Genomic DNA, 15,842 nt, shown 5'->3' on the forward strand with positions numbered 1-15,842 from the left:
ATCTGCTTTCCCCATCACCTTCTGTGGATGTTGGGTTCATGCGAAGTGGGAAGGGGGTGTGAGATCGTATCGTTCGGGCCTGCTCAACAAGGAGTGCGCCGATGATTGAGGTGCAGGGCCTTTCTCGACGCTACGGTGATGTCCTGGCCGTGGATCGCATTTCCTTCACGGTGGAACGGGGGGAAATTGTGGGACTCCTGGGCCCCAACGGGGCCGGGAAAACCACCACCCTCCGGATGATCACCGGATACCTCTACCCCACCGAAGGCACCATCCGGATCGCAGGCATATCCCTCGCCGAAGATCCCCTGAGGGCCAAGCGAAACATGGGCTATCTTCCCGAGGACAACCCCCTCTACACCGACCTCACCCCGCGGGAATACCTCACCTTCCGCGCCCGGATCTACGAAGTGGAGGACACAGGGGCCATTCCCCGCGTGGCGGAGACCACGGGCATCGTGGACGTCCTGGATCGCCCCATCGCCCACCTGTCCAAGGGATACCGCCAGCGCGTGGGTCTGGCGGCCGCCCTTCTTCACGACCCCGACATCCTGATCCTGGATGAGCCCACCACCGGACTGGATCCCCTTCAGATCCTGGAGATCCGGGGACTTATCCAGCGGCTTGCTGAGAAGAAAACCGTGCTGTTTTCCACCCACATCTTGCCGGAAGTCCAGGCCCTGGCCCGGCGGGTGATCATCATCCACAAAGGCCGGATTGTGGCCGAAGGAGATCCCCGCACCCTGGCCGAGCAGGCTGCAGGGGCCCGGGTGTTCGCCCTGGTTCGGGGAGAAGGCATCCAAGAGGCCCTGGAGCACTTCACCGCGGGCCAAAACCTCCAGGTGGAAGAAACGGAGGACGGCGTGCGTCTTTCGTTCCTGCCTGAGGGTACCGGCACCGATCCCCGGGAGGCGGTGTTCCGCTGGGCGGTGGAGCACAACCTCACCCTGCTGGAGCTCTATCGGGAAACCTTCTCCCTCGAAGACGTGTTCGTGCGTCTCACAAAAGAGGAGGTTTCCGCATGAAGGCCTTCCGGGCGGTTTTTCTCAAGGAGTTTATGGATTATCTCCGCACACCCATGGGCTATATTTTCCTGGTGATTTTCCTGGTGGTGAGCCAGTGGATCTTCTTCCGGGACTTCTTTGTCCAGGGCGCGCTGAGCCTCCGGGCCTTCTTCCAGATGTTTCCCCTCCTGTTTGTGCTTCTTCTCCCGGGCCTCTCCATGCGGTTGTGGGCGGAGGAACACCGCCTGGGCACGCTGGAACTTCTTCTGTCGGCCCCCATCCCCCTCCCCGCCCTGATTCTGGGGAAATATCTGGCGTCAGTGGCTTTTCTGGGGCTGGGGCTCCTTCTCACCCTGCCTCTTCCCCTCACCCTCACCTTCCTGGGACCGCTGGACTGGGGGGTGGTGGTCGGGCAATATCTGGGGGCTCTGCTCCTGGGAGGTGCTTATCTCGCCCTGGGGAGTTTTCTCTCCAGCCTCACCGCCAGTCAGCTCTCCGCCTTTCTCCTCACCATCACCGCGGCCTTCCTGATTTTCCTTCTGGGCTACGGTGGGCTGGTCCAGAGCTTCCCTCCGGCGGTGGGACGGGTGATCGCGGCCCTTTCCCTCCAGGGCCACTTTGATGCCCTGTCCCGCGGCGTGCTGGACCTCCGGGATCTCTTCTATTTTGCGTCCTTTATCGGGTTTTTCCTGTATGCCAACTTCTGGAGCCTGGAGCTTCGGCGATGAAAGGGATGAAGAAAGAAGCGGCACTTTCTATCGTGCTTCTCCTGGTGGTGCTTCTTGAGGGGGGGCTGTTGCTCCGCCATTTCCCCCTGCGTCTGGACCTCTCCCGGAACAAGCTGTCCACCCTGTCGCCTGCGACGACGGAGGTGCTCCACTCCCTTCAGGGGACAGTGAGGGCGATCTTCTATGTGAGCGGCAATCTCCCTCCGGCCCTTCTCCCCATCCGCCAGGCCACCGAAGATCTCCTGAAGGAATACGCCGCCCGCAGTGGAGGCCACTTCGTGTTTGAGGTGGTGGATCCCCTCAAAGACAAAGAGAAAGAGCGCCAGGCCCGCCAGCACGGGGTGAGCCCCATCCAGTTTAACGTGATGGAAAAGGACGAACTCAAGGTGGCCAACGGCTATCTGGGCCTGGCCCTTCTGTATGCCGATCAAAAATCGGCCATCCCCGCCCTCACGGAGGTGGAGAACCTGGAATATGAGATCACGAGCCGGATTCTGAAGATGAGCCAGGAGAAGGAGAAAGAGGTGGGGATCCTGGTGGCGCAGGCGAGTTTCGGCCGAAGTATCACCTTCCTTGAGGATTACCTCCGCCGAACCTACCGCGTCCGTCGGGTGTTTCCCCCGTCCATCCCGGAGGATCTGGATCTCCTTCTGGTGGTGGGATGGCGGACCATGGACGATTCCACCATGCAAAAACTCCGGGCCTTCGTGGCGTCAGGCAAACCCCTCCTGGTGTTCACCTCCTCCACGAATCCGGTGGATCTCGAGCGGCTTTCCGCCATTCCCCTGCCTGAAGCGGCGCTGGATAGCCTGAAGGCCCTTCTGGGGGTGAGGCTCGAAAACCGTCTGGTCAAGGATGTGGTGTCCGATCTCGCCACCTTCCAGCAGGGCTTTCAGGTGTTTGCCGTCCGGTATCCCTTCTGGATCGTGGTTCAGCGGGAGGGCCTTCTCCGGCATCCCGTGACCCGGGGGCTCCAGTCCGTGGTCCTTCCCTGGGTTTCGCCGGTCGATACGGCCGGTGCCGAAGGGGAGGTCACCGTGCTCCTTGCTTCCAGTCCCCGGGCCTGGGTGGTTTCGCCGCCCTACAACCTGATGCCGGGAACACGGGAGAACCCGCCGTCCACCTTTGCGCAGTATCCCCTGGCGGTCATGATCACCCGGGAGGACAGCGCGGGTGAACAGCGGATGGCCCTGGTGGGGAGCGTGAACATTCTGCAGAACGAATTCCTTTCCCGGTATCCGGAAAACCTGGTGTTCGTGGCCAACCTGGTGGATCACTTTGTGTTCGGGGATCTCCTGGCCCAGATCCGGGCCAAATCCGCCACCTTTGTGCCTCTTCCGCCCCTTTCGGACCGTGCCCGCTTCTGGATCAAGTTCCTGAACACCTTCGGGATGGCGCTGGTGGTGGCCCTGTGGGGTGTGGTCTTCCTTCGCCGTCGCAGCCGGGGAGGTGAAGCATGAAACGCCACAGCCGTGTTCTGTTCCCCCTTGCCGTGGTTCTGGGGATCGTTCTTGTGGGGGTGGAGTTCACCCTCCGGCGGTCTTCCCGCGCCCTGGAGGAAAAGGTCGTCTGGTCCTTTTCTCCGGCGGAAGTGGACAGCCTCCGCTGGGGGAAAGGCGATTCCCTCTCGGTGGTGCTGGTCCGGAAAGACGGCCACTGGTGGGTTCGGGTGGATAGCCTTCTGTATCCCGCGGACGAAAACCGGGTGAACACCCTGGTGGAGGACCTGTCGCGGGTGAAGGGCGTGGTGTGGGCCCGGGGGGATCTCGCCCGGTATGAGCTGGATTCCACGGCTCTGACGGTGGAGGTGTTCGCCCGCACGCCCCTCCGGATCGTGGTGGGCAAAACCGGTCCTACGTTTGACCAGACCTTTGTGCGGTTGGCCGATTCGGATGACGTGCTTCTGGTGCGGGGGAACTGGAAGCCCCGCTTCATCGAAAACTCCACCGCCTGGCGCAGGAAAAAGCTCTTTGACGCCACGGTGGATGAGGTGCAGCGCGTCCGGCTGGGCGACCGCCTGGATCTGGTCCGCACAGACGAAGGGTTTGTGGTGAACGGCATGCCCGCCGACAGCCAGAAAACCACCCTCTGGCTCAAGCGACTGCTGGGGCTCTCGAGCTTCACCTATCTGGACACGCTCGATCGGGATACGCTGGGACTGGACGATCCGGCCTACCGGGTGGAGGTGATCACGGCGCAGGACACCGAACGCCTGCTGGTGTCCGATCACGCCGTGGGACCCAACCGGTCCTATCTGCCCGCCGTTCGGGAAGGAGACCCTTCCCTCTACGGGGTGAACCGTCCTCACTTTGAGGGGAACATCTGGATTCTGCCCGACAGCCTGGTGGCGAGGGATACCACACAGGCGGAGACGACAGGGGAAACATCGGGTGAGCACGGATCTTAAGGGACATTACACAGCGGTGGTGGTGGGGGCGGGCCCCGGGGGGAGCACGGCCGCCCGGGTGCTCGCCCAGGGGGGCGTGGATGTCCTGCTTCTCGAAAAGTCCAAGGACGTGGGAAAGAACTTTCTGTGTGCGGAAGGCATTTCCCGACAGTCCCTGACCGCTTTTGTTCCGCCCGACCCCCGTTTTGTGGCCACGGAGATCCACGAGATCCGAATGGTGGGGCCGGACGGTTCGGATTTCACCATCCGGGCGCCCCATGCGGGGTATGTCCTGGAACGGGTGATCTTTGACCGGTACCTGGCGGAAGAGGCTGCCCTTGCGGGGGCGGACCTTCGCACGGGCGCCACCTTCAAAGAGATCCGGCGAGAGGGACAAACATTCCGCCTGTGGGTGCTGTATGAGGGAGCGATACGGGAGATCACGGCCGATCTTGTGATCGGGGCGGATGGTCCCGCCTCCCGGGTGGGCCGTCAGCTCGGCCTGGATGTGGAAACTGGAGAAAACGACGTCCACTACGCCTCCCAGGTCCTGATCACCCACCCCTCCATTCGGGCCAACCGGATGGAGTTTTTCGTAAGCTATGAACTTGCCCCCTTCGGCTACGGGTGGGTGTTTCCCAAGCGGGACGGGGTGGGGAATGTGGGGCTGGGGGTGCTCCCCCCCCACCGGAGTCAGCCCCTTCTGGAGGCGATGCTTGCCCGGTATTTTCCCGGGGCCCGGGTGGTGTGGCGGCTCAACGGTGCCATCCCCACGGGAGGTTACCGGATGAAATTCTGGGGGGATGGGGTGATGTTGGTGGGGGATGCGGCCCGGCTGGCCGATCCGGTGAGCGATGGCGGGATCCCCATGGCCATGTTTTCGGGGAAGATGGCAGCGGAAACCGCACTGGAAGCCCTGGAAGCGGGGGACCTTTCGGAGAAACGCCTGCGGGCCTATCCCGACCGCTTCTGGAGCACCTTCGGCAGGGACTATCAGCTGGCCTTGAAGATTCGGGATTTCTTCTTTACACTATCGGAGGAGGACCTCCTCCATCTTCACCGCATCCTCCAGAAACACCTGGATGGATTGCTTCTCACAACGCTGGATCCTTGGGAGATTTTCCGGATTGTGATCCGGAGTGCGCCGGATCTCCTTGGGTTCGTGGCACGACGGGGGCAGAAGGCGATTGTCGACCTTATACAGAGCGCTCTTTGACCCACCGCGCCGGGGGGTGTTCGTTCTTCTGGATCCCGACCGGGATCACCATTTGAGGGAACTCGCTGGAATCCTTGCCCGCCCCGGAGTCCGCAGGGTGGTCCGGGGGGTGCTGGTGGGAACGAGCTTTCTGGAGCGACCGGATTATGGAGCCTGGGTGAAAGAGGTGCGATCCATGCTGACCGGTTATCCCCTGCTGCTCTTTCCGGGCGGAAGCTATCAGCTGGTGCCGGATGTGGATGCGGTGCTGTATCTATCTTTGCTTTCCGGGCGCAACCCCCGCTATCTTATCGAGGAGCAGGTGAAGGCGGCCCCCTGGGTCCGGGCCATGGGGCTGGAAGCCATCCCCACCGCCTATCTGCTGGTGGGCGAAGGGGTGGACACCAGCGTGAGTTTTGTCACCGGAACCCGCCCCATCCCGTCCGCCAAGGCCGAACTTGTGAGCGCCCACGCCCAGGCCGCCGAGATTCTGGGGTTTCGGCTCCTGTATCTTGAGGCGGGGTCCGGGGCAGGACACCCCATTCCTCCGGAAGTGATCCGGAAGGTGCGAAACAGCGTGGCGCTTCCCATGCTGGTGGGAGGCGGTATCCGGACGGTGGAGGAGGTGGACCGGGCCCTGAAAGCGGGGGCGGACGGTGTGGTGCTGGGCACGGTGGTGGAGGAGTCGCCCGGAATCCTTGAAGAGCTGGAGGACAACCTTGCGCATTACACTGAAGGAAGTTAAGGCCAATCCCAAGGTCCACCTTTTGATCCAGAAGGCGGATGACAATCTGGCCGCACTGGGCTACACCGAGCACGGCTTTCGTCACCTTTCCGTCGTGGCCCGCTGGGCGGGGATGATTCTCCGGGAACTGAAGTTTCCAGAGCGCAAAGCGGAGCTTGCGGAAATCGCGGGCTATCTCCACGACATCGGCAACGTGTTCAACCGGGACCACCACGCCCAGACCGGTGCCATCCTGGCCTATGAAATCCTCACCGAAATGGGGATGAGTCTGGATGAGGTGGTGGAGGTGGTGCGGGCCATCGGAAACCACCACGAGGAGGACGGTTATCCGGTTTCGGAAATCGCTGCTGCCCTGATTCTGGCGGACAAGGCGGATGTGCACCGATCCCGGGTGCGGCCCATCGGGGACATCCGCCAGGATATTCACGATCGGGTGAACTATGCCGCCACCAATTCGGAGATCCAGGTGGACGCAGAGCGGCGTGTGGTGCAGTATCGGATCGAAATTGACACCGACATCGCGCCGGTGATGGAATATTTTCAGATTTTTCTTTCCCGGATGCTCATCGCGTCCAAAGCCGCCAAGGTTCTGGGTTGTGAGTATGAACTCTATGTAAACGGGGTGAAGATGTCATGAGCGAAGTTCGTGAAAGTCGGGGAACGGTGAACCTTTCCCTGAAAGACCTGCTGTCCAAGCGGGTGGTGGAACTCTACGAAATGGCCAAGGAGCTGGAAATTCCCTCCTATGCCAGCCTCCGCAAACACGAGCTCGCAGAGCGGATCCTGGAGAAACTTCTGGAAGCCCAGGGGCTCGAGCTGGTGAGCGGGGTGCTGGAGGTGGTTCACAAATCGTCTTCGGAGAATTTTGGCTTTCTCCGACGCAAGGAGAACGATTTCTATCCGGGGCCTGGCGACGTGTATGTCGCTGCGTCCCAGATCAGCCGGTTCAACCTTCGCCGGGGTGATTTCATTGTGGGGTTTGCCCGCCGTCCCAGAGACAAGGAAAAATTCCCGGCGCTGGTGAAGATCGAATCGGTGAACGGCCTCCCGCCCGACGACCCCGTGCTGAAGTCTCGCCCGCTGTTTGAAAACCTGACACCCTTTTATCCCACTGAGCGTTTTGTGCTGGAGATTTCCGAGGAGAACGACCCCAGCCTGCGGATTGTGGACCTGTTTGTGCCCATCGGAAAGGGTCAGCGGGGACTGATCGTTTCGCCGCCCCGGGCCGGGAAGACGGTGCTTCTCCAGAAAATTGCCCATGCCATTTTGAAAAATCACCCGGAAGCCCGGGTGATCGTGCTCCTCATTGATGAGCGGCCGGAAGAGGTGACCGACTTTGAACGTCAGGTGGATGCCCTGGTGATCTCGTCCACCTTTGACCAGCCTCCCGAACGTCATACCCGGGTGGCGGAAACCGTGCTGGAATATGCCAAACGGCTGGTGGAACAGGGGGAGGATGTGGTGATCCTCCTGGACTCCCTCACCCGACTCACCCGGGCGTACAACGTGACCACTCCCCACTCGGGGCGGACCCTTTCGGGCGGGATCGATTCTACCGCCCTGGTGAAGCCCAAGAAGTTTTTTGGCGCAGCCCGGAACATTGAAAATGGCGGGAGCCTCACCATTCTTGCCACGGCCCTCATCGAAACCGGATCCCGGATGGACGATGTGATCTATGAAGAATTCAAGGGAACCGGCAACATGGAGCTCATCCTGGATCGCCGCCTCGCCGAGCGGAGAATCTTCCCGGCCATTGACCTGAACCGGTCCGGCACCCGCCGGGAAGAAATGCTTCTGCCCCCCGATGTGCTGAAGGTGGTCTGGAGGGTCCGGAAGGCCCTGTCGGGGAAGGATCCCGTGGATGCCATGGAGATCCTCCTGCAGTATATCAAGACCACCAAAAACAACCAGGAATTCCTGGCCCAGTTCAGCGGCCAGGAAGCCGAGGCCTCCAGAGCGGACAACCATCGTCTTTCACCCTGAACCCCGGTGTGGTTCCGGGGGAATTTGGGCAGAAACAACAAGGAGGTTGCAATGAACGTCCGCTCGGTTGCCCTTGTGGGTCATCAGGGATCCGGAAAGACCACCCTCGGTGAGGCCATCCTCTTCAAAACGGGGATCACGAACCGCCTCGGGAACCTCCAGGAAGGAACCAGCGTTCTGGCTCATCATCCCGAAGAAGTCAAGCGCAAAATCAGCCTCCGGATGTCCGTGGCCACCACATCCTTTGAGGATCACCGGATCTATCTTGTGGACACACCCGGCTTCTTCGATTTTGAGGGGGACGTTCGTCTGGGCCTTGCCCTGGTGGACAACGCCCTTATCGTGGTGGACGGGACCTCCGGTGTGGATGTGGGAACGGAACGCACCTTTCAGTTTGCCGCCGAGATGAACAAACCCCGCGCCTTCGTGGTCACCAAAATGGGGGCGAGTGACGAGATCAACTGGCAGGAGGTGGTGAACCAGATCCGGGAGACCTTCGGCAACCGGGCGGTCCCCTTTGTGTATCCCGTGGGGGTGGGAAGCGCCTTCACGGAGGTTCTGCCCCTTCTCAAGGCCGATCCGGACAGTCTTCCTGAGGCGGCCCGGGTCTACCGTACGGAGCTTCTGGAAGACGTGGTGGAGCACGACGAGGAACTCATGGAAAAATATCTCGCGGACGAACCCATTTCCCTGGACGAGCTGGAGCCCGTGATCTGGAAGGCGATGGACGCGGGGGAACTGTTCCCCATTCTCTTTGTGGACAGCCTCTCGGGGGTGGGTGTGGACGAACTCCTTCGCTTCATCGTTCATGACTTCCCCGGGCCGGATCAGGCCAACCTCCCCCGTGCCGAAAAGGACGGCGAGGAGGTGGAACTCCGGGCCGATCCGGACGCCCCGGTGGTGGCCTATGTGGGCAAGGTATTTTATGAGCCTCACCTGGGCGAACTGTATGTGGTGCGGGTGTTCCAGGGAACCCTGAAGGCGGGTTCGGAGGTGCTGAACGTTCAGGTGGATCAGAAGGAGCGGGTGAACCAGGTGTATGAACTGGTGGGGAAAGAGCGAAAAGAGGTGGACGGCCTCTCTTCTGGGGCCATTGGCGCCCTGGTGAAGCTCAAGCACACGAAGGTGGGCCACACCCTTACGGCTCCGGATTTTCCGGTTCGTCTGCCGGAGGTTGCCCTTCCCGAACCTCTGGAAGCGGTGGCCATTGTGCCGGAGACGAAGCAGGACGAGGAGAAGGTCTCCAACGCCCTTCACAAACTCAACGAAGAAGATCCCACCTTCACCTTCGGCTATGAGCCCGAGCTCAAACAGACCATCCTCCGGGGTCTGGGGGACACCCACCTGGACGTGATTCTCTCCCGTCTGCGGGAGGAGTTCGGCGTGAAGGTGTCCACCCGTCCGCCCCGAATTCCCTACCGGGAAACCATCCGCAAACCCGCTCAGGGTGAAGGCAAGTACGTCAAACAGACCGGTGGCCGGGGACAATACGGCTGGTGCTTTATCCGGATCGAGCCCCTGCCCCGTGGAGGTGGCTATGAGTGGGTGGACGAGATCTTCGGCGGCGCCATTCCCCAGAACTTCCGTCCCGCGGTGGAAACCGGTGTGAAAAAGGCGATGGAAAGCGGCGTGCTTGCCGGGGTGAAGGTGGTGGATGTGAAGGTGACGCTGTATGACGGAAAATACCACCCCGTGGACTCGTCCAACCTGGCCTTCGAAATTGCAGGGAGTCTGGCCTTCAAGGATGCGGAGGCCAAAGCCGACCCCTATCTTCTGGAGCCCGTGTATTACGTGGAGGTGGTGGTCCCGGAAGCCTATATGGGGGATGTGATGGGGGAGCTCAACGCCCGTCGGGGCCGGATTCTGGGGATGGAGGCCGAAGGGAAATACCAGCGCATCAAAGCCCATGTTCCCCTTGCGGAGATGCAGGGCTTCGGGTCCCGTCTCCGGTCCCTCACGAAGGGGCGGGGATTTTATACCATGCGGTTTGACCATTACGACGAGGTGCCCCGGGAGATCGCATCCCGGGTGGTGGAACAGCTCAAGAGGGAGCGGGAAGAAGAAGCCTGACAGGAGGTGGGTATGGAAGAGCGGATGGATGCCCGCCTGCGGGAGCGCCTCCGCCAGACTCAGCAGGCGGGCAAGGGGGAGGAGAAGCCCCGTCCTCCGGTGGGGAAACTCCTCCTGGTTTTTCTCCTCCTCGGTGGCCTGGCCTATGGGGTTTGGACGGTCCTTTCCGTTCAGCGTGGCCCCACCATTTTCCTCCAGGTTCGGACTTCTCCCCCTGTGAAAGACACGCTGCTGTTCGTTCAGCTGAAGACGTTTGATGCCTCGTCGGGTCCGGAGCGAACCGATTTCTCGGTGGAGGTGTATGATCCATCCCGGGATGCGGAAGAAGTCCCACAGGGGCGGCCGACCTGGGCAGGATGGATGGGCGAACCCGTGGAGCTTCCTCCGGGGCTTTACGGAGTGTTTTTCCGGAGCAATCCCACCGTGCCCGTGGCCCGGATTCCTCTTCCGCCGGCTCTGGACGGTCAGGTAAAGGACACGCTGGTGGAGGTGTGCCTGGTGGATGTGCTTCTCCCTTCGGAGGCGCAGATGTTCTTTGAAAAGCGCCCGGTGGAGTGCACCTCCAACCCCTGCCCCTTTCCCCGGCAAGGGGTGCTCCGGATCCTGCGAAACGGCCAACAACCCTACACCGTTCAGGTGAACGGAACCTCTCAGAAGTCGGTGGTGGACCTCAAGACGTGTGAGGGGCGTCTGGAAATCCTGTTCCCCGGTCACAAGCGCTCTGTCCGGGAGACCGCCTCCCCTGCGCCGGCCCGGAAGGGTGGGACTGCTCGCCCAACGCCTACGCGGAAACCTTCCCGGCCCCGCACACCGTCCCTCACCCGAGTTCTGGAAACAGGGGATGTGGCGGGACTGGCTCGTCTTCTGGATGAAGGGGTGATAACCCTTCGATACAAAGACAAGAACGGCCTGACTCTCCTTCATCTCGCAGCGGTGGCCAACCAGCCGGACCTGATTCGCTTTCTGGTCCAGGAAGGCCTTCCCGTGGATATTCGGGACCCGAAAGGGAATACGCCCCTTCACTATGCCGCCTTTTACGGAAAGCTCCAGGCGGTGAAAACCCTTCTGTCTCTTGGCGCCGATCTGAACGCCCGGAACGTTCACAGGGGAGAAACGCCCCTCTTCTCGGCGATTCGTGGCAGACAAACGGCGGTGGTGCGCTATCTCCTCCAGCGGGGTGCCCGGGTGGATCTCCGGAACGCGGAGGGGCTCACCCCCATCCACGTGGTGGCGTGCTGTGCCATGGGGGCCACGGATATCCTGGACCTCCTGGTTCGGGCGGGAGCCGATCCCCAGGCGCGCACCGCGCGGGCTCTCCGCAACGTGCCCGCAGGGGCGTCCGCCCTGGATGTGGCGGAGGCCTTTGGAAACACCCTGGTGGCTCAGGCTCTGAGCCGGTATGGGGTCCGGCGGGGGGCCTATGGGAGAATCCCCTGAAATGCGCATCCTCCAGGTGTCCGATGCGTATTACCCCTTTCCCGGGGGCGTTTCAGAACACCTGCGGGGGCTGTCCCAGGCCCTGCGCAAACGGGGCCACCAGGTGGAGATCCTGACCGCCCGGTATCCCGAACCCGTGGAGGACCCTCCCTGGGTTCACCGGATCGGCCGGGTGTGGGTGCTCCCCTTCAACCAGACCCGGATCACCCTGACCGTCCATCCTTTTCTGCCTCTGCGGGTACGCCGGTTTCTTCGCCACAACCGGTATGACATCGTCCACACCCACGGCCCGCTGGCTCCCAATCTTCCGGCCCTGGCAACCCTGTTCTCCCCCTATCCGGTGGTGAGCACCTTCCACACCGCGTTTGCTGGACGCCGGAACTGGTACGGCGTGGCCCGGTGGTTTTTTCGTCCGGTCTGGAAAAAGGTCCGGGTGGCCATCGCGGTTTCCCGGGTGGCCCGGGACGTGATGGCCCCGTATTTTCCCGGCGATTACCGGATCATCCCCAACGGCGTGGATCTGGAACGCTTCACCCCGGACGGGCCTGTGCACCCGATCTACAGCCATGTGTCAGGTCGAACGGTCCTGTTCCTGGGCCGGCTGGAGCCCCGGAAAGGGCCCCATCTGCTGCTTGAGGCCTTCCTTCTCCTGGCCCGGCGTCTCCCGGATGTTCACCTGGTGATGGGAGGGGACGGGCCCATGCGGGAGACCCTGAAGGCGGGCGTTCCGGGGGATATCCGGGGCCGCGTGCATTTTCTGGGCCGGGTCCCTTACGAAGATCTGCCGGCCCTCTATCGCGGGGCCACGGTGTACACGTCTCCCGCGGTGGGCGGAGAAACGTTCGGACTGGTGCTGCTGGAGGCCATGGCCTGCGGGGTTCCGGTGGTGGCTGCCTCCAACCCGGGATACCGGGAAGTGATCCGGAATGGAGAAAACGGTCTGCTGGTGGATGTCCGGAATCCGGCCGCCTATGCGGCAACCCTCGAACGGGTTCTCATGGATGGAGCGTTCCGTGAGGGGCTGGCCCGACATGGGTTGGACACGGCGCAAAGGTACAGCTGGGATGCGGTGGCGGAAAAGGTGGAGGCGGTTTATCGGGAACTTCGGGTGGGGGGGGTTGACAGGAACCCCTCTGGAGCGTATATTAAGATACAGGAAAAGGAGGAAGACGATGATCCGAACCCGTGATCTTCTTCTCATGGCCCTCCCCTTTGTCCTGGCGGGGTGTGACCAGCGTACCAATCCTCTGAATCCCGATGCCATCGTGACCGTGCGGGACGTCCGGGAGATCAACACCATCATCGGTCTGGAGGAGCAGTTCATTCAGGACCCATTTGGGAACGTTTATTTTGTCTGTCAGGTGGAGATCGACCCGGGCCGCGTGGAGGTGGTGTTTCAGGAAGAATACGGAGGACAGTGGGCGACCGTTTATCAGTATGAAGTGGAATATCTCGATGATCAGTTCAATCCCATCGGTCTGACCCCCCTCTGGGGAACCACCAGTGTGCGTATCCCCCCTCGGGGCGAGGCTTCTGTCAACGTGGGCCTTGTGACTGAGCAGGTGCTCAACGAACTGATCACGCAGAATCAGACGGTGGTCAAGGCCAGATTAACCCTCCGGGTGAAGGGGGATTATCAGGGAGAAACCACAGGAGGGGCCGGTCTTGACTATACGTTTACCTTTTATCATGACATTTTCCTTCAGTACCGTTTTGGACCCGATTGCTGAAATCAAGGGGACCTTTAAACAAGGAGGTGGACGATGCTGTGGACACGTCTCATCCTGGAGGAAGAAGGGGCCACGGCGGTGGAGTATGCCATGATCATTGGGCTCATCGCCCTGGCCACCTTCGCGGTGTACCGGGCCGTGGGTCAGAGGGTCTTCTCCATCCTGGACCGGATGCAGCAGTCTCTGAACACCGCGACCGAGGTTTACACGCCGAGCTGAGGAAGGAACATGGGGGGAGGGGGGGCACCTCCCCTCCCATGAACCTATGGAACTGCCCTTGTGGGGAAAAGGGATATTGAGTCTTGCCATAGGGTATGGGATATGGACGGACTGGAGATCGTGGAAAATCCGGAATCACCTGACGTTCCCTCTTCTCCTGGCAGGAGTTCTGATTCAGGGGTGGCGGGGGATGTGGGGGGATGTGGGGGTGGGATTTCTTCTGGGGTTTGTTCCCCTGCTTCTCCTGTTTATGCTCGGTGGGATGGGGGCGGGGGATGTCAAGTTTGGGGCGGCGCTGGGGGTGTGGCTGGGAGGGGAAGGCATGTTGCGGGCCTATGCCTTTTCAGGCCTGGTACTCTTTTTCTATCTTCTCCTTTCGGGCCAGCTCCTGGCTGTGGTTCGCAATCTTCTGCCTGCGCTGAAGGCGCTCACCGGGCAGAAGGGGCAAACCCGAACAACCCGGATTCCTTATGGTGTGTTCCTGGGACTGGGGGCTGGTGTGAGTCTCTGGATGGGAGGTTGATCCCATGGATACCCTGATTCTGATTGTCGCGGGCATGGTGACGGTGGGATTCTGGACCTTCCTGCTCGTGCAATTCCTTATCGAGCGTGTGATCGGAAAAGGCGAACCCGCCGGAAACATTCTGTATTTCAAAACCACCCGTCAGATCGGTCTGTTTCGCACGTTTCTCTACATCGCCCTGCCCCTCTGGGGCATCTATGCGGGTCGGATCAGCATCATCAACCAGATCATCCTGGCTCTTTTCGGTTTCATCGCCGCCCATTTCCTGGGCCTGTGGATCCTCAAAAAGCTCCGGGAAATGTGGGTTGAAAAGTTTGACGATCAGCTGGAGGAGGCTTCCCGTCTGATTGCCAACTCTCTGCGGGCCGGGCTCGGCTTCATGCAGGCCATGGAGTTTGTGTCCCGGGAAATGCCCCCTCCCCTTCGGGACAGGTTTTCCGACGTGATCACCAACGTCCGGTTGGGGATGCCCGTGAAGGACGCCATGGTGGAACTTGAAAAAAGTGTACCGGAGAGCGAAGAACTCAAGAACTTCACCACAGCGGTGGTGATCCAGCTCCAGACGGGGGGCTCTCTTGCGGAGGTGATGGAACAGGTGGCCAAAACCATTGCCACCCGGCGGCGACTGCGGCGACGGATCCAGTCCCTCACGGCGGAGGGACGTCTTTCCGCCATGGTGATCGTGGCTCTGCCCTTCTTCATGGCTTTCATGATGAACCTGATGGACAAGGAATACATGCGGCCCATGTTTGAACACTGGTCCGGATTGCTGGTCTGGGGTGTGATCATCGGGCTGGATGCTCTGGCCTGGTGGATCATTTCCAAAATCGTGAACATCGAGGTGTGACATGGTCCTGTTGATCGTGCTTCTTGCCATGATCGCTGCGTTTGTGTGGGGATATTTCCTCATCACCCTGGTCCCCCAGAAGGAAGAGGTGGCCGTTCGTCGTCGCTTGGAGCGCCTCCGGATGCGCCGGGCTCTGCGGAGCGAGGAGGCCATGTCCATCCGGGCAGAGTCCATCGCGGATCGTGTGGGTTTCTGGATCTATCAGGGGGTCTGGCCGGTTCTTTCCCGGGTGCTTCCGGCGGGATACATTGACTTTCTCAAGACCAAACTCACCCAGGCGGGACGCTATGACCTGACCATCGGCCAGCTTTTTGCTCAGAAGCTGGGGGCCTTTGTCCTGTTCGGTTTGATGGTCGGCGCCGCATCCTGGCTGGTGTTTGAGGCCACACCCCGGGGAATTCTTCTGGCGACCCTTGTCGGGGGGGTGCTGGGCTTTTTTCTGATGGATCTCCAGATTCTGAGTGCGGCGGGTCGCCGGCGGACCCTCATTGAGCGCCAGCTTCCGGATTTTCTGGATCAGCTCATTGTGACCATCCAGGCGGGACTTGCTCCCAATGCGGCCATCCAGTTCACCACCCGCCGGTTCCGCCCGGGTCCCCTCCGGGAAGAATTTGAAATTGCCCTTCAGGAAATCATGCTGGGGGCTCCCCGGATTGAAGCACTCCAGCGTCTGGCCCAGCGGACCCAGCAGGAAGACATCCGGCGTCTGGTGATGATGCTTGCCTTCGGGGAACGCCTGGGCATTCCCCTCACCCAGACCCTGGCGGCTGTGGCGGAAGATCTCCGGAACAAACGGTGGGAGAGGGGAGAGAAGTTGGCCCACGAGGCACCGGTCAAGATCGTGTTCCCCACGCTGGTTCTGGTGTTGCCCACCATCATTCTGATCATCTTTGCCCCCATGGCCATCAACTATTTCCTGAAACGGGGGCTTTATGGGGGAGGAACCCCCTGACGGGTGAAAAACAAGGAGGTTTG

The 15,842-nt window shown here is 61.1% G+C and carries 16 protein-coding genes; all 16 read left to right on the plus strand.

Features of this window, described 5'->3' with window-relative positions; all coding sequences use genetic code 11:
* Positions 1–101: 101 nt before the first annotated feature.
* Positions 102–1,025 carry an ABC transporter ATP-binding protein gene (locus AC6HU3_RS06805; RefSeq protein ID WP_497473024.1) on the plus strand — a complete coding sequence of 308 codons (924 nt, stop codon included), beginning with the start codon at positions 102–104 and terminating at the stop codon, positions 1,023–1,025.
* Complete coding sequence (locus AC6HU3_RS06810; RefSeq protein ID WP_497473025.1) at positions 1,022–1,732, plus strand: ABC transporter permease; 711 nt, start codon at positions 1,022–1,024, stop codon at positions 1,730–1,732. The genes AC6HU3_RS06805 and AC6HU3_RS06810 overlap by 4 nt, the downstream gene beginning before the upstream one ends.
* On the plus strand, positions 1,729–3,192 hold the full coding sequence (locus AC6HU3_RS06815) for a GldG family protein (protein ID WP_497473026.1): 1,464 nt from the start codon (positions 1,729–1,731) through the stop codon (positions 3,190–3,192). The genes AC6HU3_RS06810 and AC6HU3_RS06815 overlap by 4 nt, the downstream gene beginning before the upstream one ends.
* On the plus strand, positions 3,189–4,139 hold the full coding sequence (locus tag AC6HU3_RS06820; protein WP_497473027.1) for a DUF4340 domain-containing protein: 951 nt from the start codon (positions 3,189–3,191) through the stop codon (positions 4,137–4,139). The genes AC6HU3_RS06815 and AC6HU3_RS06820 overlap by 4 nt, the downstream gene beginning before the upstream one ends.
* A complete protein-coding gene (locus tag AC6HU3_RS06825; protein WP_497473028.1) occupies positions 4,123–5,334 on the plus strand; it encodes an NAD(P)/FAD-dependent oxidoreductase in 1,212 nt (403 codons plus the stop codon). Before AC6HU3_RS06820 ends, AC6HU3_RS06825 begins: the two co-directional genes overlap by 17 nt.
* Before the next feature lie 16 nt (positions 5,335–5,350).
* Positions 5,351–6,058, plus strand: coding sequence for a geranylgeranylglyceryl/heptaprenylglyceryl phosphate synthase (locus AC6HU3_RS06830; RefSeq protein ID WP_497473029.1), 708 nt, complete (start codon positions 5,351–5,353; stop codon positions 6,056–6,058).
* A complete protein-coding gene (locus tag AC6HU3_RS06835) occupies positions 6,033–6,695 on the plus strand; it encodes an HD domain-containing protein (protein WP_497473030.1) in 663 nt (220 codons plus the stop codon). The genes AC6HU3_RS06830 and AC6HU3_RS06835 overlap by 26 nt, the downstream gene beginning before the upstream one ends.
* A complete protein-coding gene (gene rho, locus AC6HU3_RS06840) occupies positions 6,692–8,041 on the plus strand; it encodes a transcription termination factor Rho (protein WP_497473031.1) in 1,350 nt (449 codons plus the stop codon). Before AC6HU3_RS06835 ends, rho begins: the two co-directional genes overlap by 4 nt.
* 51 nt (positions 8,042–8,092) lie before the next feature.
* Complete coding sequence (gene fusA, locus AC6HU3_RS06845) at positions 8,093–10,111, plus strand: elongation factor G (RefSeq protein WP_497473032.1); 2,019 nt, start codon at positions 8,093–8,095, stop codon at positions 10,109–10,111.
* Between the two features lie 12 nt (positions 10,112–10,123).
* The gene (locus AC6HU3_RS06850; protein ID WP_497473033.1) at positions 10,124–11,548 is read left to right on the plus strand and encodes an ankyrin repeat domain-containing protein; all 1,425 of its coding nucleotides are present in this window, start codon (positions 10,124–10,126) and stop codon (positions 11,546–11,548) included.
* Position 11,549: 1 nt separating this feature from the next.
* Entirely contained in the window at positions 11,550–12,737 is a 1,188-nt protein-coding gene (locus AC6HU3_RS06855) for a glycosyltransferase family 4 protein (protein ID WP_497473034.1), read from the plus strand.
* Entirely contained in the window at positions 12,721–13,278 is a 558-nt protein-coding gene (locus AC6HU3_RS06860) for a hypothetical protein (RefSeq protein WP_497473035.1), read from the plus strand. Before AC6HU3_RS06855 ends, AC6HU3_RS06860 begins: the two co-directional genes overlap by 17 nt.
* Before the next feature lie 33 nt (positions 13,279–13,311).
* Positions 13,312–13,497: a Flp family type IVb pilin gene (locus AC6HU3_RS06865; protein ID WP_497473036.1), complete on the plus strand. Its 186-nt coding sequence runs from the start codon at positions 13,312–13,314 to the stop codon at positions 13,495–13,497.
* 76 nt (positions 13,498–13,573) lie between these two features.
* The gene (locus AC6HU3_RS06870; protein WP_497473037.1) at positions 13,574–14,020 is read left to right on the plus strand and encodes a prepilin peptidase; all 447 of its coding nucleotides are present in this window, start codon (positions 13,574–13,576) and stop codon (positions 14,018–14,020) included.
* Between the two features lie 4 nt (positions 14,021–14,024).
* Positions 14,025–14,867, plus strand: coding sequence for a type II secretion system F family protein (locus AC6HU3_RS06875; protein ID WP_497473038.1), 843 nt, complete (start codon positions 14,025–14,027; stop codon positions 14,865–14,867).
* 1 nt (position 14,868) lies between these two features.
* Positions 14,869–15,819, plus strand: a complete 951-nt coding sequence (locus tag AC6HU3_RS06880; protein ID WP_497473039.1) for a type II secretion system F family protein — start codon at positions 14,869–14,871, stop codon at positions 15,817–15,819.
* The last annotated feature ends 23 nt before the right edge of the window (positions 15,820–15,842 follow it).

The sequence above is a fragment of the Caldifarcimen microaerophilum genome, from assembly GCF_055387105.1.

Bases quoted from the DNA above. Each gene is read 5' to 3' on its own strand.
- AC6HU3_RS06805 (WP_497473024.1), top strand. From the start codon at position 102: ATGATTGAGGTGCAGGGCCTTTCTCGACGCTACGGTGATGTCCTGGCC.
- AC6HU3_RS06810 (WP_497473025.1), top strand. From the start codon at position 1,022: ATGAAGGCCTTCCGGGCGGTTTTTCTCAAGGAGTTTATGGATTATCTC.
- AC6HU3_RS06815 (WP_497473026.1), top strand. From the start codon at position 1,729: ATGAAAGGGATGAAGAAAGAAGCGGCACTTTCTATCGTGCTTCTCCTG.
- AC6HU3_RS06820 (WP_497473027.1), top strand. From the start codon at position 3,189: ATGAAACGCCACAGCCGTGTTCTGTTCCCCCTTGCCGTGGTTCTGGGG.
- rho (WP_497473031.1), top strand. From the start codon at position 6,692: ATGAGCGAAGTTCGTGAAAGTCGGGGAACGGTGAACCTTTCCCTGAAA.
- fusA (WP_497473032.1), top strand. From the start codon at position 8,093: ATGAACGTCCGCTCGGTTGCCCTTGTGGGTCATCAGGGATCCGGAAAG.
- AC6HU3_RS06850 (WP_497473033.1), top strand. From the start codon at position 10,124: ATGGAAGAGCGGATGGATGCCCGCCTGCGGGAGCGCCTCCGCCAGACT.
- AC6HU3_RS06855 (WP_497473034.1), top strand. From the start codon at position 11,550: ATGCGCATCCTCCAGGTGTCCGATGCGTATTACCCCTTTCCCGGGGGC.
- AC6HU3_RS06860 (WP_497473035.1), top strand. From the start codon at position 12,721: ATGATCCGAACCCGTGATCTTCTTCTCATGGCCCTCCCCTTTGTCCTG.
- AC6HU3_RS06865 (WP_497473036.1), top strand. From the start codon at position 13,312: ATGCTGTGGACACGTCTCATCCTGGAGGAAGAAGGGGCCACGGCGGTG.
- AC6HU3_RS06875 (WP_497473038.1), top strand. From the start codon at position 14,025: ATGGATACCCTGATTCTGATTGTCGCGGGCATGGTGACGGTGGGATTC.
- AC6HU3_RS06880 (WP_497473039.1), top strand. From the start codon at position 14,869: ATGGTCCTGTTGATCGTGCTTCTTGCCATGATCGCTGCGTTTGTGTGG.